Origin of the sequence: Staphylococcus saccharolyticus, from assembly GCF_900458815.1 — a bacterium.
GTDB lineage: Bacteria > Bacillota > Bacilli > Staphylococcales > Staphylococcaceae > Staphylococcus > Staphylococcus saccharolyticus.
Genome location: NZ_UHDZ01000001.1, coordinates 1523898 through 1545020, shown reverse-complemented (window position 1 = coordinate 1545020; position 21123 = coordinate 1523898). Strand labels below are relative to the sequence as shown.

Annotated in this window: 15 protein-coding genes and 2 pseudogenes; 15 read left to right on the top strand and 2 right to left on the bottom strand. The window is 32.2% G+C overall.

The window, feature by feature from the left end:
* Nucleotides 1-38 precede the first annotated feature (38 nt).
* The 3 genes from rimM (at nt 39) to rplS (ending at nt 1735) form a co-directional block, all read left to right on the top strand.
* On the top strand, nt 39-542 hold the full coding sequence (gene rimM, locus DYE57_RS07575) for a ribosome maturation factor RimM (protein WP_115313502.1): 504 nt from the start codon (nt 39-41) through the stop codon (nt 540-542).
* Nucleotides 542-1279 carry a tRNA (guanosine(37)-N1)-methyltransferase TrmD gene (gene trmD, locus DYE57_RS07570; protein ID WP_115313501.1) on the top strand — a complete coding sequence of 246 codons (738 nt, stop codon included), beginning with the start codon at nt 542-544 and terminating at the stop codon, nt 1277-1279. The genes rimM and trmD overlap by 1 nt, the downstream gene beginning before the upstream one ends.
* A 105-nt stretch (nt 1280-1384) precedes the next feature.
* Nucleotides 1385-1735 (top strand): 50S ribosomal protein L19, encoded by a 351-nt coding sequence (gene rplS, locus DYE57_RS07565; RefSeq protein ID WP_115313500.1) that lies wholly within the window; start codon nt 1385-1387, stop codon nt 1733-1735.
* 265 nt (nt 1736-2000) lie between these two features.
* Here rplS and DYE57_RS07560 read toward each other — a convergent pair whose 3' ends face one another.
* Together DYE57_RS07560 and DYE57_RS07555 are read right to left on the bottom strand one after the other, a co-directional pair.
* Nucleotides 2001-4613, bottom strand: coding sequence for a YfhO family protein (locus tag DYE57_RS07560; RefSeq protein ID WP_115313499.1), 2613 nt, complete (start codon nt 4611-4613; stop codon nt 2001-2003).
* Nucleotides 4591-7206, bottom strand: a pseudogene (locus tag DYE57_RS07555) (YfhO family protein). The gene DYE57_RS07560 and the pseudogene DYE57_RS07555 overlap by 23 nt, the downstream one beginning before the upstream one ends.
* Before the next feature lie 326 nt (nt 7207-7532).
* Between DYE57_RS07555 and ylqF the strand changes: the two are divergent.
* The 12 genes and pseudogenes from ylqF (at nt 7533) to rpsB (ending at nt 21048) form a co-directional block, all read left to right on the top strand.
* A complete protein-coding gene (ylqF, locus tag DYE57_RS07550; protein WP_115313498.1) occupies nt 7533-8399 on the top strand; it encodes a ribosome biogenesis GTPase YlqF in 867 nt (288 codons plus the stop codon).
* A gap of 1 nt (nt 8400) precedes the next feature.
* Nucleotides 8401-9171 (top strand): ribonuclease HII, encoded by a 771-nt coding sequence (locus DYE57_RS07545; RefSeq protein ID WP_115313497.1) that lies wholly within the window; start codon nt 8401-8403, stop codon nt 9169-9171.
* 107 nt (nt 9172-9278) lie between these two features.
* Entirely contained in the window at nt 9279-10445 is a 1167-nt protein-coding gene (sucC, locus tag DYE57_RS07540) for an ADP-forming succinate--CoA ligase subunit beta (RefSeq protein ID WP_115313496.1), read from the top strand.
* 21 nt (nt 10446-10466) lie between these two features.
* Entirely contained in the window at nt 10467-11375 is a 909-nt protein-coding gene (sucD, locus tag DYE57_RS07535) for a succinate--CoA ligase subunit alpha (RefSeq protein ID WP_115313495.1), read from the top strand.
* 244 nt (nt 11376-11619) lie between these two features.
* Nucleotides 11620-12477: pseudogene (locus DYE57_RS07530) on the top strand (DNA-processing protein DprA).
* Nucleotides 12478-12654: 177 nt separating this feature from the next.
* The gene (gene topA / locus DYE57_RS07525; RefSeq protein ID WP_185802528.1) at nt 12655-14730 is read left to right on the top strand and encodes a type I DNA topoisomerase; all 2076 of its coding nucleotides are present in this window, start codon (nt 12655-12657) and stop codon (nt 14728-14730) included.
* Nucleotides 14731-14758: 28 nt separating this feature from the next.
* Complete coding sequence (gene trmFO / locus DYE57_RS07520; RefSeq protein WP_115313493.1) at nt 14759-16066, top strand: FADH(2)-oxidizing methylenetetrahydrofolate--tRNA-(uracil(54)-C(5))-methyltransferase TrmFO; 1308 nt, start codon at nt 14759-14761, stop codon at nt 16064-16066.
* Nucleotides 16067-16308: 242 nt separating this feature from the next.
* Nucleotides 16309-17169 (top strand): tyrosine recombinase XerC, encoded by an 861-nt coding sequence (gene xerC / locus DYE57_RS07515; protein WP_420802098.1) that lies wholly within the window; start codon nt 16309-16311, stop codon nt 17167-17169.
* Nucleotides 17170-17172: 3 nt separating this feature from the next.
* Entirely contained in the window at nt 17173-17715 is a 543-nt protein-coding gene (gene hslV, locus DYE57_RS07510; RefSeq protein ID WP_115313491.1) for an ATP-dependent protease subunit HslV, read from the top strand.
* A 74-nt stretch (nt 17716-17789) separates the two neighbouring features.
* Nucleotides 17790-19193 (top strand): ATP-dependent protease ATPase subunit HslU, encoded by a 1404-nt coding sequence (hslU, locus tag DYE57_RS07505; RefSeq protein ID WP_115313490.1) that lies wholly within the window; start codon nt 17790-17792, stop codon nt 19191-19193.
* Between the two features lie 20 nt (nt 19194-19213).
* On the top strand, nt 19214-19987 hold the full coding sequence (gene codY, locus DYE57_RS07500; RefSeq protein ID WP_115313489.1) for a GTP-sensing pleiotropic transcriptional regulator CodY: 774 nt from the start codon (nt 19214-19216) through the stop codon (nt 19985-19987).
* Nucleotides 19988-20259: 272 nt separating this feature from the next.
* Nucleotides 20260-21048 carry a 30S ribosomal protein S2 gene (rpsB, locus tag DYE57_RS07495; protein WP_115313488.1) on the top strand — a complete coding sequence of 263 codons (789 nt, stop codon included), beginning with the start codon at nt 20260-20262 and terminating at the stop codon, nt 21046-21048.
* Nucleotides 21049-21123 lie beyond the last annotated feature (75 nt).

The following is a 21123-nucleotide window of genomic DNA, read 5'->3' as shown; positions in this document are numbered from 1 at the left end:
TTTTTGAGATTAAATCAGAAGATTAGGAGGGATAAGACATGGAAGTAGAAGTAGGACAAATCGTCAATACTCATGGGATTAAGGGAGAAGTGAAAGTAAAATCCAATTCAGATTTTACTGAAATTCGATTTCAACCTGGTGAGCATTTAATAGTTAAACATCATCAGAACGACATTGAGTATACTGTAGCCTCTTATCGCATACATAAAGGTTTTCATATGCTGAAATTTGAAGGGATCAATAATATTAATGATGTTGAACACCTTAAAGGCGACTATATCTATCAAGAACGTGATCGTGAAGATATTAAGTTAAGTGAGCATGAGTTTTATTATTCTGATATTATTGGATGTACTGTTTTCGATGATGAAAATCATCCAATTGGTCCTATTATCAATATTTTTGAAACAGGTGCAAATGACGTATGGGTAGTCAAAGGTGATAAAGAATACCTCATCCCATATATTGAAGATGTGGTAAAAGATGTTGATGTGGAAAGTAAAACTATTAAAATTACGCCGATGGAAGGGTTGTTAGAATAATGAAAATTGATTATTTAACACTATTTCCTGAAATGTTTGATGGCGTGTTAAATCGCTCAATTTTAAAGCGTGCGCAGGATAAAAATATGATTGCTGTAAATACAATTAATTTTCGTGACTATTCCGTTAACAAACATAATCAAGTTGATGATTATCCATTTGGTGGCGGTCAAGGAATGGTATTAAAGCCTGAACCTGTATTTAATGCCATGGAAGATTTAAATACAGACGCACATACTCGAGTAATCTTAATGTGTCCTCAAGGACATCCTTTCACTCAACAGATTGCACAAGAATTAAGTAAAGCAAACCATATTGTATTTATCTGTGGACATTATGAAGGTTATGATGAACGTATTAGAGAACATCTCGTGACAGATGAAATTTCTATGGGGGATTATGTGTTAACAGGTGGGGAGCTGCCTGCTATGATGATGACTGATGCAATAGTTAGACTGATTCCTGGAGTATTAGGCAATGAAGCGTCTCACCAAGACGATTCGTTTTCAGATGGATTGCTTGAATTTCCTCAGTATACACGTCCTCGCGAATATAAAGATATGAAAGTTCCAGATGTCTTATTATCTGGTAATCATGCGCATATTGACGAGTGGAGACATAAACAAAAGTTAATTCGTACTTATGAAAAAAGGCCAGATTTACTAGAGGAATATGAACTTACCTCTAAAGATAAAGAAATTTTAGAAACATATAAAAAGCAATTGAAAAACGAGTAGTGTTGTGCTAACATAATTTAAGTGTGAAAAAACATTAATTATCACTATGATCCGCTGCTGTACATTTGTCTAGGCAAGAACATAGGTTGAAGGAGAGAATTTATAATGAGTAATCATAAGTTAATCGAAGCAGTAACACAATCACAATTACGTACTGATTTACCTACTTTTCGTTCAGGTGACACTTTGCGTGTACACGTAAGAATCGTCGAAGGTTCTCGTGAACGTATCCAAGTTTTCGAAGGTGTTGTTATTAAACGTCGTGGTGGAGGAATTTCTGAAACTTTTACAGTTCGTAAAATTTCTTCAGGCGTAGGTGTGGAAAGAACTTTCCCATTACACACTCCTAAAATCGAAAAAATCGAAGTTAAACGTCGCGGTAAAGTACGTCGTGCTAAATTATACTACTTACGTAGTTTACGTGGTAAAGCTGCTAGAATCCAAGAAGTTCGCTAATTAGCATATTCGACAAATGCAAAGAGGGCAACACAAAAAGTATTAGTCATATATATTAACTCAGTGCTTTTAATAAAGCCTCAATAAAGACAAAGCTTTCAAACATCTTTTTATATAAGTGTTTGAAAGCTTTTTTAATTGAATCAGCATTTAGGTTTTTTATAAAAAGAACTTTTCATAAAAAAGCCTAAAATTAGATGTAAATTCTAATTTTGGGTAGCTTTATTTCTAAAGTAGGAGACTACATATTGTTGTAATAAAATAATTATTTTTCTCTTTTTCTCTTTACATAATAAGTAAAAATAATACTCAAAATACTTCCGATGATACTGATAGTTATTAATAAATAAAAGTAAGGGGGAGTATAGGTTAATCTTATTGTTGTTTGCCCCTCTTTAACTGGAATTGTAGTCATTATGCCGTTTCCTTGTTGTACTTTTACAGGCTTCCCATCCGCTGTTGCATGCATTCCTTCAGCATAAACCATAGGTAAGACCAGATATCCATGATCACGTTGTTGTTTAGTAATTGTAAAACCATTGCTTTCTTTTTTCACTTTAACTGTTTTTAGTTGTTGTGAAGCATTTTTAAGTGTTTTATAGTCTTCACCATAAATTCCTTTTACTTTAAAACGATAAGTTCCTTTTGACATCGTGATATTAAGGTGACTTGAAGACTTAGTACGCATCGTTACAGGTGAAACAAAACGACGATATTTGTACGACAAACGATTTCTTTCTTGTGAATATTCATTCACTCCAACTTTGTGTTCTTTATCAGGAGAGAGTAATTCAACATCCATTTCTACGTACATATCTTTATAATTTTTAACTATACTTTTAGGTAAGTTAAATGTAACACCACCATTATTCTGATTAACTTTCAAATGATTACTGTCAATCCAATCGGCATTATTTAAGCTTTGATTAGCATTAGAAAGTAAATTAGTATTAGGTTTAAAAGGTGTGTTACCTTGAGTTTTATTATTAAATACGACCCCATTTAGCATAGCCTGTTCTCTATCAAGTGGAGATTTTAATTCTTTTGTATCATATTTTTTATTAGTAATGTGTGCACTTGGATAATTCATTGTATTAACAGAATGAATCCATTGATCTTTTTTATCAGTTATCAGTTCTTTCTTTTTAAAGCCATAAGGCATATTTAAATCATTAGGGTGTCTTAATCGATCTTGAACATCCCATAGTGACATTAAGTTTGCACGATTACCTAAATATCGATAAGTACTGTTTTTATCCACAGGCATATTAATTTGCAAGGTTTGATCATAATATTTTAATATATCCCCATCGAAAATACTAGAATATAATGAGGTGCCGTTGTAGTGATATATGAAGGGAGAGTTTAAAGCATAATATGAAAAATAATCTAATCTATTTAATGGATCTGAAGATTTTTGAGTCATATGCGTAATTTTTTTGTTTAAAATACTGCTTTTATAGCTCGAATCATTAAGAGTCTTTAAAGTCGTTTGATAAAGTTCAATAGTTATTTTTCGTGAATCATTTGACATCAAAACTTGTTGAGCTAAAAATAAGACAACGAGTAATACCATCATTGAAGTGCGTGTTAACAACGATTTATTTTTAAGGAATACAAATAATACTACGATCAATATAAGTGCAACATACATCCACTTCACTGATTTTTCAGTCAATATAATATATACAAGACCGTATATAAATACTGGAATAGCGATAATGATGTATTCTTTAATTGATAATTCACTCAAATGTTGTATGAATAATGCTATTAATACACTTGTAGATAACGCTAAAAAGTAAACCCAACGTCTTTGTGGTAATGAAAAGCCATTAAATGCACTATCAAACCATTGAGATAAGGAACCGATGAGTAAGATCCAGGTCGCAATCGCAAATAATTTATAATAATAGTGTCGATATAATTTAAAAGAAAATAGTGCAATGACAGCAATAAAAGAAATAGTGATATAAAAACCATCAGCAAAAATATTATAATTGGGTTCGAATAAATTCGTAAAAAAAGTAATTTTAAACTTAGGATTTTGTGCTCGGTCATTAGCCAAAAATGAAGATACCCCAGTATAAAGCCCTATAAAGCTTACTAATACACTTAATAAAGTGGCGCATAACAATATGTAAAATTTTTGCCAGCGATTCACCATGTCTTTAGGATGGGGTGCAACTAACCGATAAATAAAATAAAAACCTATGATTATCGCTTCATAGTAGCTAAAATAAAAGTTTGTGAATAGTGTATAAGTAATTGCGATAATAAACCAGCCAATTTTACGTTCCTTAAAAAATCTTTCTATTGCCCAAATTGACATAGGTAGCATTATAAGTAGATTACCGTAAAATGACCAAGTAAAATTGTAATATGTAATTACAGTAGACATACTATATAAAATCGTTGCAATGAACATAGGTGCGGGTTTAAGTCGCAAATAATTAAATAAATAAAATGTAAAAATAAATGTGATTACTGTACGGATATACGCCATAATTAACTGATTCATTGGCCAAAATCCTATATTATGAGGATTGATATGTATCGTATGTTCAAGTAACCATATAATTAGAAAGTTCCCCCACATTAAAGGAGACATAGAATAATAATAGGATAAGGACTTAACATAATCTCCCCCAAGACCAAATGAAACATCATAGAATCCTTTTAAAGATGTAAAATGCTCATATAGATACAGTTGAAAAGGCATCATTTGTCTAAAACCATCACCACTGCCACTAAATACGATACCCTTAGTTATATATTGATAAATAAAAGGTCCATATAAAACTAATGAGAGTATACAACTCAATAAAATGATTAGTCCAAAACGTTGAATAGGTTTATCCCAAAGTTTTTTTATCATGGCGAATCCTCATCTTTCTTTTTCTTAAGTTCATTAATTTAATGAAAGCAATACTTATCACTATACTGAACAATGATATAGTTATCATCGTTTTTAGGTAAGGTGGTTGATATTTAATAATAATTGTTTTGTCATTTTTATTAACTGGTACACCTGTCATCATATAATTCCCTTTTTTAATAGTCACTTGACGGTCATCAATGTATGCACGCATACCATTACGATAAGGGATATTTATTGTTGCAAGTCCTTTAGAATGGTTATCTAAGTTAACTTTTATACCATTTTTTATATCTTTATAACGCATATTAAAGTTTGCACGATGGTTTGCTTGTTTAAGCGTCTCATAATTTTCTCCATTAAGATTTAATAATTTAACATTAAATGTGCCATTAGGTGACAATTGAATATGAATATCACCATTTTAATTTGGTACAGTTCTATAGAGCTGAGTGTCAACGCCAATACGATACACAGAGTTATTATATAAACGATGATTAAGATAGTTTTTTACGTTTACATTATAATTACTATCTGGATAAACTCGTTTAATATATATAGTTAAGTAAAAATCTTGATAATGTTGACGAAGTTTTTTTGGAATATGAATTTTTATTGTACCTACATCATGTTTGATGTTAAATTTGTTGTTACCTTTTTTAGTTAGATTTTGTGTCGAAATTCTAGAATTTTTTAATAAATTGTTACTTTTTGAGTTAAAAGGTTTTCCTTATGAATCTATAATAGCACCATCAAGCATAGCATGTTCTCGGTTAATAGGTGTCTTTAAACTTTTGCTATTATATAGATGTTGCGTTACTTTCACACTCGGTAAATTAAGTTGATTTTCATATATATTGTATTGTCCACTTGTTTTTATCTTTTTAAAATAACTTGGTACAGTGTGCTGATAATTCTTTAACATAAGATATTTGATTGAAAATAAACTAGCTAAATTTTGTCGACTATTTGTCGATTGATAACAGCTTAACGATTCTTCAGCTAAATTTATTTTTAAGGCATCAAAATAGAAATCCAAAATATTGTGATGAAAAATGCTTGAATAAAGGCTAAGACCCTTAAAGTTTTGATACATAGGGGTATTATCTTGTTCATTGACTCGCCAATCCATTCTTTGGTCGCCATTTTTATTATCATTCATTTCTTTAACTAATGTTCTCTGTAAATCAGAACTATATAAACTTGAATTAACATAAAATGTATTCGCTCGCTCTCTATGGTCTTTAAAATAGATTTGATTTCTAATAAAAACAAACGTAACCATGACACTTAATATTGCAATGGAAATGATATAAAGATAAGTGAGATTGATGCGCACATTTTTTTCATTTAAAAGTAAAATGAGTAGTCCTATTATGGAAATTACGGGCACTAGGATTAGCCATGGTAAATAATTATGATAGCAATATGCACTAATATAAATAACACTTTGAGCAATTAAACTTGTAATTACATATGATTTAATACTGATGGTTTTAAAATATTTAATGAACAGTCTGATGAGTACTGCAGTGTTAAACGCTAGAATAAAGTGCCATAGTTTTTGTGGTGCAGAGAATCCAATAAATATTTGATCTACAAATGGTAAGAAAGTAAAAATAATAAAAACAAGTGACAAAATAGCAAATAATCGATAATAATAATGCCTATATAACTTAAAGCATAGTATTCCTTGGATTGTTATAAATAATATAACAATAAGATAATTATCGAAAAATATATTGGTATTTACATTTAAATTATCATAAGTGTTCACATGTCCAGAGAAAGGAACACGTCGATTATCAATAAAACTTTGCACACCGTGAAAGAAAACTAATAAGCTATTTCCTAATGCTAAACCTGCACTTATAAATAAGGTAATGAATGCTTGGCCACGAGTAACTATATCTTTAGGATGTCTACAGATGATTCTTATTAGCACATATGCTGCACCAGTAATTAAAAAGTAATAGGCAAAATAAAAATTGTTGATAAGTATTAAAGTTATGCTTAAAATAACTAAACCTAATTTGCGGTGTTGAAGAAACCTTTCAATGGCATATAAAAATAAAGGTAGCCAGATGAAAACATCACTAAAGAATGGCCAATACACAGTGAATCTGAAATACAAAGGTGAAATGACAAATATAAATGCAATGAATAGACTTAATACTCTATTTTTAGAGATAAATCTACCATATAGATAAGTACAAAATAGTGCAAATGTGCCTTTGATAATTGAGATAATTAACGCATTATTCATCCAAAACATGAGTTGATTTGTATCTATAGTAATAAATAATTTTAATAAGAGTATGATTAATACGTTAAAAATAAATAGAATGTTTGTTGAAAAATAATAACTTAAATCGGTAAAGAAGTCTCCACCTAAACCGAAATTAGTAGCGTAAAATAAATTACCATGACTCCAATGATTAAAAAGGTACATCTGGATAGGTACCATTTGTTCCATATCGTCATTTGGGCCAGTAGAGAAAATACCATCATGATAAAAACAATAAATAATGTAACTATGACCTATTAAAGATAGTGCTAAAAATAAAATGCTATAGCTTACTTTTTTCTTCATTACATACTCCTAAAACACTATATATTGATGTCTTAAATCTTCTTATCTTTAATTAAATTGTAGGTTATTGTTTAAATGATTAAAAGCGATTGTAACTTTTATTAAAGTGATTTACATAATCTTTAATATTATAGTTTTTTATCGATTTACTTTTTATCTTAATTTTATAGATTGAATTTCATATAAATGAGTCAATTATATCATTTTTAAAATAAGAAGTAAGGAATGTTAAACTTTAAGTGGTAGTGATTCGTAATATAAAGTATACTTGATAAGTTAATGATATACATAAAATATAAAGAAAAATGAAAGTAAGGTGATACATCATGACAATACAATGGTATCCAGGACATATGGCTAAGGCGAAAAGAGAAGTGAATGAACAACTAAAAAAAGTAGATGTTGTCTTTGAAATAGTTGATGCACGAATACCGTATAGTTCAAGAAATCCTATGATTGATGATGTCATTAAACAAAAACCGAGAGTTGTTATTTTAAATAAAAAAGATATGACTAATTTAAAAGAATTAGAAAAATGGGAAACATATTTTAAAAAAGAAGGATTTTATCCTGTTGCAGTAGATGCAAAGCATGGTAAAAACTTAAAAAATGTAGAAGCTGAAGCGATTAAGGTAACTCAAGAAAAATTTAATCGAGAAAAAGCTAAAGATTTAAAACCAAGAGCTATTCGTGCCATGATAGTTGGTATTCCTAATGTTGGTAAATCAACACTTATCAATAAATTGGCAAAACGTAGTATCGCTCAGACGGGTAACAAACCCGGAGTAACGAAACAACAACAGTGGATTAAAGTAGGCAAATCTCTTCAATTATTAGATACGCCAGGAATATTATGGCCTAAATTTGAAGATGAAGAAGTTGGTAAGAAATTAAGTTTGACTGGTGCGATTAAAGATAGCATTGTCCATTTAGATGAAGTAGCGATTTATGGATTAAATTTTATGATTACGCATGACCTAGAAGGTTTGAAACGTCATTACAATGTTGTTGTAGATGAGAAAGCTGAAATCATAGAGTGGTTTGATGCGATAGGTAGACGCCGTGGTTTACTGCAAAAGGGTAACGAGGTCGACTATGAATCAGTCATTGAATTGATAATTAATGATATGAGAAACGCTAAGATTGGAACATATTGTTTTGATATTTTAAAAGAAATGAAGCGTGACATGTAATATGACAAAGACAATTAAAAAAATTAAAGAAGAAATTGCGCTCATTCAAACTTTGAATGAATTAGAAGAGCATGTTGCTAACCAAGATCATCGTAAAGGCGTTATAAAAGCAATTGAATCTCGTAGAAAGCAGCTTTTAAAAGAACAAGCACTTGAAGATAAATATCTATCAATGAATCAATATGAAAATGATATATTCAAACGTCAAAGTGATGCATTCATTTGTGGTATAGATGAAGTTGGGAGAGGACCATTAGCTGGGCCTGTTGTAGCATGCGCTGTGATTCTTAATAAAGGGCACCATTATCTTGGATTGGACGATTCTAAAAAGGTATCTGCTAAAAAACGTGCCATATTAAATGAAGATTTGAAGAAAAATGTGTATAGCTATGCTTATGGTGTAGTTCCGTCTGAAGAAATAGATCAATATAATATATATCATGCAACTCAGATAGCAATGCAACGTGCTATTGATGACTTAAAGGTCAGACCTTCACATTTACTCATTGATGCTATGAAACTTGATAACGATATACCTCAAACGTCAATTATTAAAGGTGATGCGAAAAGTGTGTCTATTGCAGCAGCGAGTATTATGGCTAAAGAGTATCGAGATAACTATATGAGAGATTTGGCAAATCATTTTCCAGAGTATGGATTTGAAAGTAATGTTGGTTATGGTACAAAGCAGCATTTAGAGGCAATTAACACTTTTGGTGTCATTAAAGAACATCGTAAAACATTTGAACCTATTAAATCGATGTTGAAATAATTTGAATTTTGTTTCAATTGCAATAAATACAGTCAATTAGTTTACAATAGCGCTTACATTTTTTATAATTAAAGGGCAACTTAACCTAAGAAACAGGAGGATGGAAGATGAATATCCACGAGTATCAAGGTAAAGAAATATTTCGTTCTATGGGCGTTGCAGTTCCAAAAGGACGAGTAGCATATACTGCTGAAGAAGCGGTGGAGAAAGCGAAAGAATTAGATTCAGATGTATACGTGGTTAAGGCACAAATACACGCTGGGGGTAGAGGTAAAGCAGGCGGTGTGAAAATTGCCAAATCACTATCTGAAGTTGAAACTTACGCAAATGAATTATTAGGGAAACAATTAGTCACACATCAAACAAGACCTGAAGGTAAAGAGGTTAAACGTTTATATATCGAACAAGGTTGCGATATTCAAAAAGAATATTATGTTGGCTTTGTTATTGATCGTGCTACAGACAAAGTGACTTTAATGGCATCAGAAGAAGGTGGTACTGAAATCGAAGAGGTTGCAGCTCAAACACCTGAAAAAATCTTCAAAGAAACAATTGATCCAGTTGTTGGATTATCACCATATCAAGCACATCGCATTGCTTTTAATATAAATATTCCTAAAGAATCAATTGGTAAAGCAACTAAATTCTTATTAGCACTTTATAATGTGTTTATTGAAAAAGATTGTTCTATTGTTGAAATCAATCCACTAGTAACAACTGGTGATGGGCAAGTTTTAGCTTTAGATGCTAAGTTAAACTTTGACGATAATGCATTATTCAGACATAAAGATATTTTAGAATTACGTGATTTAGAAGAAGAAGATCCTAAAGAAATCGATGCTTCTAAATACGATTTATCTTATATTGCATTAGATGGAGACATTGGTTGTATGGTTAACGGTGCAGGTTTAGCTATGGCAACGATGGATACAATTAATCATTATGGTGGAAATCCAGCTAACTTTTTAGACGTTGGTGGCGGTGCTACTAAAGAAAAAGTTACTGAAGCATTTAAAATCATCTTAGGTGATGACAATGTTAAAGGTATTTTTGTAAATATCTTTGGTGGAATTATGAAGTGTGACGTTATCGCAGAAGGTATTGTAGCAGCAGTAAAAGAGGTTGAACTTACTTTACCGTTAGTAGTTCGCTTAGAAGGTACCAATGTAGAGCGTGGTAAAGCAATTTTAAATGAATCAGGTTTGGCTATCGAACCAGCAGCAACAATGGCTGAAGGCGCACAAAAAATTGTAAAACTTGTAAAAGAAGCGTAAGGAAAGGATGGGAGCACTAAGATGAGTGTATTTATTGATAAAAATACGAAAGTAATGGTACAAGGTATCACAGGGTCTACTGCCCTTTTCCATACAAAACAAATGCTAGATTATGGAACACAGATTGTTGCAGGGGTAACACCAGGTAAAGGTGGGCAAGTTGTAGAAGGTGTTCCAGTATATAACACTGTAGAAGAAGCTAAAAATGAAACTGGTGCTAATGTATCCGTTGTTTACGTGCCGGCACCTTTTGCCGCAGATTCTATTATTGAAGCTGCAGATGCTGATTTAGATATGGTTATTTGTATAACTGAACATATTCCTGTTGTCGATATGGTTAAAGTGAAAAGATATTTACAAGGTCGTAAAACACGTTTAGTTGGACCAAACTGTCCTGGTTTAATTACTGCTGACGAATGTAAGATTGGTATTATGCCAGGATATATTCATAAAAAAGGACATGTCGGTGTCGTATCTCGTTCTGGTACATTAACTTATGAAGCTGTTTATCAATTAACTGAAGAAGGCATCGGGCAAACTACTGCTGTAGGTATTGGAGGAGACCCAGTTAATGGTACAAACTTTATTGATGTCTTAAAAGCATTTAATGAAGATCCTGAAACAAAAGCAGTAGTAATGATTGGTGAAATTGGTGGTTCCGCAGAAGAAGAGGCAGCGCAATGGATTAAAGAGCATATGAACAAGCCTGTAATTGGATTTATAGGTGGTCAAACAGCACCTCCAGGTAAACGTATGGGTCACGCAGGTGCTATCATCTCTGGCGGTATAGGTACTGCAGATGAAAAGATTAAAACCTTAAATAATTGTGGTGTTGAAACGGCAGATACTCCATCTGAAATCGGTACTACTCTTATTGAAGCTGCTAAAAAAGCTGGAATTTATGATGAATTATTAACAGTTAACAAATAAATCTAAAGTTGATATATTTTTGTAAGTTCGGACTCATTTTGGGTTCGAGCTTTTTTGTTTAAATATGTATAATAGTAGAAACTCGAATTTTTCAGATGAAAAAGTGTGAATATTTTAACTTTTGATACATTAGAAAAATTACTTCTTACAAGTACGTTAAATTGATCGATAATTTGTCTTGTAATAGTAATCCAAATTGATTGTTCCTTAGGACATACTATTTATTACTAAAGGAGCAATGACTTTGATTCAATATACATTATTAAAGCTGTATTGGGCGCATTTCAATACAAATCAAGTACACAATCTTATCCACTTATATCCTCAGTTTATTACGGAAAATGATTTAAGAAGAAATGAACTATTAGTAGAATGGTTAACACACCAATCCTCTTCATCTTTGTGGAAAAAATATGAAAAATTTAAGACATTAAAACTCAATAATATTCTTTCTACTATGAAACATTCAAGTCTTAAATTTGTAACTTACTTTGTTCAAGAATATCCCCAATTGTTAAAGGAGATTTATGATTTCCCATATGTGATTTTTTATAAAGGAAACCTCAAAAATTTTAATCAAACTAATACGTTAGCTGTTATTGGTTCACGTAAATCTACGCATTATACTACACAAGCATTAGAATATCTTTTTCCTTCTTTTTAAACAGATTAATATGACTGTGATTTCAGGTTTAGCTAAAGGTGCAGATAGTATTGCACACCAAACTTCTATATAAATATGATTTGCCCACTGTTGCTGTGTTAGGTTTTGGTCATTATACATATTATCCTAAATCAACTATAAAATTGAGAAATGAAATTGAAAAAAGAGGTTTAGTGAATATCCTCCACATTCGTCTATAAATTTCTTGAAAGAAACAGGTTGATTAGTGGCTTGTCTAAAGGTGTGTTAATCACAGAGGCAGAAGTAAAATGTGGTAGTCAAATCACAATTGATTGTGCACTTGAACAAAATAGAAATGTCTATGTATTGCCTGGATCGTTATTTAATACTATGACTAAAGGAAACTTATTAAGAATTAACGAAGGTGCACGAGTAGTTATAGATAAAAATAGTATATTATTGGACTACTTTTTTTGAAATAACTTTCTATTCTCTGACATTCTTAATTATTAACATGCATTAATTTAGTTAAAGTTTAATGAAACAAAATTAATAATAATTCTAACAAAATAGGAAATAAAATATTAAAACGTTGACAAATGTAAAAATAAGAGTTTATCATTTATCTTTAGTAATTCAATTTGCAAGGGGGAAATAACTTTGGCAGATAATTTAGTCATAGTTGAATCGCCTGCAAAAGCTAAAACCATTGAAAAATATTTAGGAAAACGATACAAAGTTATTGCTTCAATGGGACACGTTCGCGACTTACCTAGAAGTCAAATGGGTGTTGACACTGAAGATAACTATGAACCGAAATACATTACGATTCGTGGTAAAGGGCCTGTAGTTAAAGACTTGAAGAAACACGTAAAGAAAGCTAAAAAAGTTTTTCTAGCTAGCGACCCCGACCGTGAAGGTGAAGCGATTGCTTGGCATTTATCAAAAATTTTAGAACTAGAGGACTCAAAAGAAAACAGAGTAGTATTTAATGAAATAACTAAGGATGCAGTTAAAGATAGCTTTAAGCATCCTAGAGGAATTGAAATGGATTTAGTTGATGCTCAACAAGCACGCCGAATTTTGGATAGATTAGTGGGTTACAATATTTCTCCGGTTTTATGGAAAAAAGTAAAAAAAGGACTGTCTGCTGGGAGAGTACAGTCAGTTGCATTGCGATTAGTTATAGATCGTGAAAATGAAATACGTAACTTTAAACCTGAAGAATATTGGACAATAGAAGGTGAATTTAGATATAAAAAGTCTAAATTTAATGCTAAATTCCTTCATTATCAAAACAAACCTTATAAACTTAAAACTAAAGATGACGTTGAAAAAATAACAGCAGCACTAGATGGAGATCAATTCGAAATTACTAATGTAAATAAGAAAGAAAAGACACGTTATCCAGCTCATCCATTTACTACTTCAACGCTTCAACAAGAAGCAGCACGTAAATTAAATTTTAAAGCTCGTAAAACAATGATGCTCGCACAACAATTATATGAAGGTATCGATTTAAAACGTCAAGGTACCACTGGTTTAATCACGTATATGCGTACTGATTCTACACGTATCTTTGATTCGGCGAAGTCTGAAGCACAAAGCTATATTACTGATAATTATGGCAAACAATATGCTTCTAAACGTAAAGCAAATGGTAAACAGGGTGACCAAGATGCTCATGAAGCTATAAGACCTACCAGCACTTTAAGAACGCCAGATGAAATGAAACCTTACTTAACTAGAGATCAACATCGTCTATACAAATTAATTTGGGAAAGATTTGTAGCGAGTCAAATGGCTACTGCTATTTTAGATACAATAGCTTTAGATGTAACTCAAAATAATATAAAATTTAGAGCCAATGGACAGACGATTAAATTTAAAGGTTTCATGACACTATACGTAGAAGCAAAAGATGACAAAGAAAATGATAAGGAGAATAAGCTACCTCAATTAGAAGAAGGAGATAAAGTAACTGCAACACTAATAGAACCTGCTCAACATTTTACTCAACCTCCCTCACGTTATACTGAGGCACGTTTAGTTAAAACTTTGGAAGAATTAAAAATAGGTAGACCTTCTACCTATGCACCAACTATAGATACAATACAAAAACGTAATTATGTCAAATTTGAAAGTAAGCGATTCGTTCCAACTGAATTAGGAGAAATTGTTTATGAACAAGTTAAAGAATACTTTCCTGAAATTATTGATGTTGAATTCACAGTAAACATGGAAACGTTATTAGATAAAATTGCTGAAGGGGACATGAATTGGCGTAAAGTTGTTGGCGATTTTTATAATAGTTTTAAGCAAGACGTTGATCGTGCTGAAGAAGAGATGGAAAAAATTGAAATCAAGGATGAGCCAGCTGGTGAAGATTGCGAGGTTTGTGGTTCACCCATGGTGATTAAAATGGGACGATATGGTAAATTTATGGCTTGTTCTAATTTTCCGGATTGTCGTAACACTAAGGCAATTGTTAAAACGATTAGTGTAAAATGCCCGAAATGTAATCAAGGTGATGTCGTAGAACGTAAATCTAAGAAAAATAGAATCTTCTACGGCTGTTCTAAATACCCAGATTGCGACTTTATTTCATGGGATAAACCTGTAGGTAGAGATTGTCCAAAATGTAATCACTATCTTGTTGATAAGAAAAAAGGTAAAAGTAGTCAAGTTGTATGTTCAAATTGTGACTACCAAGAAGAAGTTCAAAAATAATTGAGAACTTAATTATAGGAGGGAAATGATGACTCAAGCAGTTAATGTTGTTGGGGCAGGTTTAGCAGGTTCTGAAGCTGCATATCAATTAGCGGTACGTGGGATTAACGTAAATTTAATTGAAATGAGACCTGTTAAGCAAACGCCAGCCCATCACACTGATAAATTTGCAGAACTTGTGTGTTCCAATTCTTTAAGAGGAAATTCACTTACAAATGCAGTCGGTGTGTTGAAAGAAGAAATGAGACGTCTAGACTCTCTCATTTTACAAGCTGCTGATAAAGCACGTGTACCAGCGGGAGGTGCATTAGCAGTTGATAGACATGATTTTTCTGGTTTTATAACTGAAACCCTTAGAAAGCATCCTAATGTAACTGTTCTAAATAAAGAAATAAATAGTATTCCCAAAGGTTATACAATTATAGCCACTGGTCCACTTACAACAGAACAATTAGCACAGAAAATAGTAGAGATTACAGGTAAAGATCAATTATACTTTTATGATGCCGCGGCACCTATTATTGAAAAGGAATCTATAGACATGGATAAAGTTTATCTTAAATCTCGCTATGATAAAGGTGAGGCAGCATATTTAAATTGTCCGATGACTGAAGAAGAATTTAACCAATTTTATGCCGCGGTTTTAGAAGCTGAAGTTGCACCAGTTAATGAATTTGAAAAAGAAAAGTATTTTGAAGGATGCATGCCTTTTGAAGTGATGGCTGAAAGAGGTCGTAAAACTTTATTGTTTGGTCCTATGAAACCTGTAGGATTGGAAGATCCTAAAACCGGCAAACGACCTTATGCAGTAGTTCAGTTAAGACAAGATGATGCAGCAGGGACATTATACAACATAGTAGGCTTTCAAACTCATTTGAAATGGGGAGCACAAAAAGAGGTTATTCGTCTTATTCCAGGTCTTGAAAATGTTGATATTGTAAGATATGGCGTTATGCATAGAAATACATTTATCAACTCACCGGATGTGTTAAATGAAAAATATGAATTTATAGGGCATAATGACCTATACTTTGCTGGCCAAATGACTGGAGTTGAAGGCTATGTTGAGAGTGCAGCAAGTGGATTAGTAGCTGGCATTAATTTAGCTCACAAGCTTTTAAATAAAGGAGAAGTTATCTTCCCTAGAGAGACAATGATAGGTAGTATGGCTTATTATATTTCGCATGCTAAAAATGAAAAGAACTTTCAGCCGATGAACGCAAACTTTGGCTTATTACCTTCTTTAGAAAAGCGCATTAAAGATAAAAAAGAGAGATATGAAGCTCAAGCTAATAGAGCATTAGAATATTTGGACAATTTTAAACAAACACTTTAAATTGAAACAAGTATAACTAGGTAGTGAAGGGATGCTACCTGGTTTTTTTGTGATAAATAATAACAGTTATTCTCATTGAGGAGTGGAGTAACGTTTTTAAATATTAATTAATGTTTTGTGGCTAATGCTCTAAAGATTTTGAATTGATTATCAAATTACTGTATGACCTATTCTTCATATGCTACAATGCAATATAATGGAGGGGATTGATATTGGATAAAATCCAAAATACATTTTTATATATGTTAAAAGTAGAAAGGAACTTTTCTGAGTATACTTTAAAGTCTTATCATGATGATTTAGCTCAATTTAATAACTTTTTAGATAAAGAGCATTTACAATTAGACACATTTGAATATAAAGATGCTCGAAATTATTTATCTTTCTTATACTCAAATAATTTAAAAAGAACAACAGTATCTCGAAAGATTTCTACATTGCGTACTTTCTACGAATTTTGGATGACTCAAGATGACTCAATCATTAATCCCTTTGTTCAACTTGTGCACCCGAAGAAAGAACAGTACCTTCCTCAATTTTTTTATGAAGAGGAAATGGAAGCGTTGTTTCAAACCGTAGAGCTTGATTATAAAAAAGGCATGCGAGACAGAGTAATTATTGAATTATTATACGCAACAGGAATTCGTGTGTCGGAACTTGTTAATATAAAAATAAAGGATATTGATGTGAATTTGCCTGGGGTAAAAGTCCTAGGTAAAGGGAATAAAGAGCGATTTATTCCTTTTGGAGAATTTTGTAAGCAAAGTATCGAACGGTATTTAGATGAATTTAAACCAAGACAATCATGTGACCATGATTGTCTAATAGTTAATATGAAGGGCGAGCCTATTACTGAACGTGGTGTCAGATATGTACTCAATGATGTAGTGAAACGAACTGCTGGAATCACTGATATTCACCCACATAAATTAAGACATACCTTTGCAACCCATTTGTTAAATCAAGGAGCTGATTTACGTACTGTACAATCATTATTAGGACACGTAAATTTATCTACCACTGGACGATATACACATGTTTCAAATCAACAACTAAGGAAAGTATATTTAAACGCACATCCTCGAGCTAAAAAAGGAGAGTAATTTATGGACAATTCTTTACACGCAACAACGATATACGCTGTACGTCATAATGGTGAAGCTGCTATGGCTGGCGATGGACAAGTGACATTAGGTCAACAAGTGATTATGAAACAAACCGCTAGAAAGGTGAGACGTTTGTATGAAGGCAAAGTACTAGCTGGATTCGCTGGAAGTGTAGCTGATGCGTTTACACTTTTTGAAAAATTTGAAACTAAACTTCAACAATTTAGTGGTAATTTGGAAAGAGCAGCAGTTGAGTTAGCACAAGAATGGCGTGGTGATAAACAATTACGTCAATTAGAAGCTATGCTGATAGTCATGAATAAAGATGCAATTCTTATTGTAAGTGGTACAGGTGAGGTGATTGCACCCGATGATGACCTTATTGCTATAGGTTCAGGAGGGAATTATGCACTAAGTGCTGGTCGAGCACTCAAAAGACATGCTTCTCATCTATCCGCTAAAGAAATGGCTTACGAGAGTTTAAAAGTCGCTGCAGATATTTGTGTATTTACAAATGACAATATTGTTGTCGAAACGTTATAAAATGCATTAATACTGTAATTTAAAAAGGAAATGAATCTAATGAAACAAAGTAGCAATATGGAGGAATGTTAAAGATGTATACCAATGGAATTAAGTTAACTCCTAAAGACATCGTATCTAAACTAAATGAATATATTGTCGGTCAAGACGATGCTAAACGTAAAGTCGCGATTGCACTTAGAAATCGTTATAGACGAAGTTTACTAGAAGATGAGGAAAAACAAGAAATTGCACCTAAGAACATTTTAATGATTGGACCAACTGGTGTTGGTAAAACTGAAATTGCACGACGTATGGCTAAAATTGTTGGGGCACCTTTCATTAAAGTTGAAGCAACTAAATTTACTGAAGTTGGCTATGTTGGTAGAGATGTCGAAAGCATGGTTAGAGATTTAGTTGATGTTGCCGTACGATTAGTTAAAGAAGAGAAAAAATCATTAGTCCAAGATGAAGCTATAGCTAAAGCAAATGACATATTAGTTAAATTATTAGTTCCAAGTATGAAAAAGAAAGCTTCTCAAGGTAATACCCCACTTGAAAATCTTTTAGGAGGTGCGATACCTAACTTTGGTCAAAATAACGATGATGAAGAAGAACCACCTACAGAAGAAATTAAAACTAAACGTTCTGAAATAAAAAAACAGCTTGATGAAGGTAAACTTGAAAAGGAAAAAGTTAGAATTAAAGTAGAACAAGATCCAGCTGCAATGGGTATGTTAGGTACTAATCAAAATCAACAAATACAAGATATGATGAATCAATTAATGCCTAAGAAAAAAGTAGAGCGAGAAGTTTCTGTTGAAACAGCAAGAAAAATTTTAGCTGATGACTATGCAGATGAATTAATAGATCAAGAGACTGCTAATCAAGAAGCACTTGAATTAGCTGAGCAAATGGGTATCATTTTTATAGACGAAATTGACAAAGTAGCGACAAATAATCAAAGTAGTGGTCAAGATGTTTCAAGGCAAGGTGTTCAACGCGATATTTTACCGATTCTTGAAGGTAGCATGATTCAAACTAAATATGGTACTGTTGATACTGAACACATGCTATTTATCGGCGCTGGTGCTTTCCATGTATCAAAACCTAGTGATTTGATTCCCGAATTACAAGGTCGTTTCCCAATAAGAGTTGAACTAGAGAGTCTGTCTGTGGACGACTTTGTAAGTATTCTTACAGAGCCTAAGTTGTCATTAATTAAGCAATACGAAGCCTTACTTCAAACTGAAGCTGTCACAGTGAACTTCTCAGAAGAAGCGATTAAACGTTTAGCTGAAATTGCTTATCAAGTTAACCAAGATACTGATAACATCGGTGCCCGTAGATTACACACAATTTTAGAAAAAATGCTTGAAGATTTATCATTCGAAGCACCAAATATGCCAAATGCTGTTGTAGACATAACACCACAATACGTTGACGATAAATTAAAATCTATCTCAACAAATAAGGATTTAAGTACATTTATTTTATAATATATATAAGGAGAAAAATTATGAGCTTATTATCTAAGACTAGAGAATTAAACACGTTATTACAAAAACATAAAGGCATTGCAGTGGACTTTAAAGATGTTGCTCAAACGATTAGTAGTGTTACAGTTACAAATGTATTTATCGTATCGAGAAGAGGAAAAATCTTAGGGTCGTGTCTCAACGAATTATTAAAAAGTGAACGTATTAAAGATATGTTGGAAGATAGACATATCCCTCGTGAATACACTGAAAAATTAATGGACGTTAAGCAAACTGAATCTAACATTGAAATTGATGATGAGTTAACTGTCTTTCCACCAGAAAACAAAGATGTATTTGTAAATAGTAGAACGACTATTTTCCCAATTTTAGGTGGTGGAGAAAGACTAGGAACTTTAGTCTTAGGCCGTGTGCAAGACGACTTCAATGAAAATGATTTAGTTTTGGGTGAATATGCGGCAACAGTTATAGGTATGGAAATCTTACGAGAAAAGCACAATGAAGTAGAAAAAGAAGCTCGTGATAAAGCTGCAATAACAATGGCTATTAATTCCTTGTCATATTCTGAAAAAGAAGCAATTGAACATATATTTGAGGAGTTAGGTGGTACTGAAGGTCTGCTTATAGCATCAAAAGTAGCTGATCGTGTAGGTATAACAAGATCAGTAATTGTAAATGCTTTACGTAAGTTAGAAAGTGCTGGTGTTATTGAATCACGTTCATTAGGAATGAAGGGGACTTTCATTAAAGTTAAAAAAGAGAAATTCCTAGATGAATTGGAAAAAAATAAATAATTATTTTTCAAACTAAAGAGTATCCTCTCATTTGTCTAAAGGTACTCTTTTTTTATACAAACTAAAGTTATTTACGATGTTTCACTTTAAGCGTTGACTTACGAAGACGAATAAAAAGTCATTGCTTTTAGTACTGAGTTATGATATATTAATTCACGGCTATGAAGCCAATACACACATAATTAATTTAAATATAAAGGGTGCAAATGAAAATGATTTGTCTTTATATCAGTTAGTTATGGAGGTAAATAACCAATAGGAGGAAATTTAAAATGGCAGTAATTTCAATGAAACAATTACTAGAAGCCGGCGTTCACTTCGGTCACCAAACACGCCGTTGGAACCCAAAAATGAAAAAATATATCTTCACTGAGAGAAATGGTATCTATATCATTGATTTACAAAAAACAGTGAAAAAAGTTGAAGAAGCATACAACTTCGTTAAACAAATCTCTGAAGAAGGTGGAAAAGTCTTATTCGTAGGTACTAAGAAACAAGCACAAGAATCAGTTAAAGCTGAAGCAGAACGTGCAGGTCAATTCTATGTTAACCAAAGATGGTTAGGTGGAATCTTAACTAACTATAAAACAATCTCTAAAAGAATTAAACGTATTTCTGAAATTGAAAAAATGGAAGAAGACGGTTTATTTGAAGTATTACCTAAAAAAGAAGTTGTTGAACTTAAAAAAGAATATGACCGCTTAATTAAATTTTTAGGCGGGATTCGTGATATGAAATCAATGCCTCAAGCATTATTTGTTGTTGATCCTCGTAAAGAGCGTAACGCGATTGCTGAAGCACGTAAATTAAATATTCCTATCGTAGGTATTGTTGACACTAACTGTGATCCAGACGAAATCGATTACGTTATCCCAGCAAACGATGATGCTATTCGTGCCGTTAAATTATTAACTGGCAAAATGGCAGATGCTATCTTAGAAGGTCAACATGGTGTATCTAATGAAGAAGTAGCTGCAGAACAAAACATCAATTTAGATGGTAAAGAAGACTCTGAACAAGTAGAAACAATTGAAGAAAACACTTCTGTTGAATCAAACTAAGATATAGTTTAAATGGGTGATAAGATACTAATGCTTATCACCTTTTTTTAAAAAGAAAATTGAAAATTAGATAGA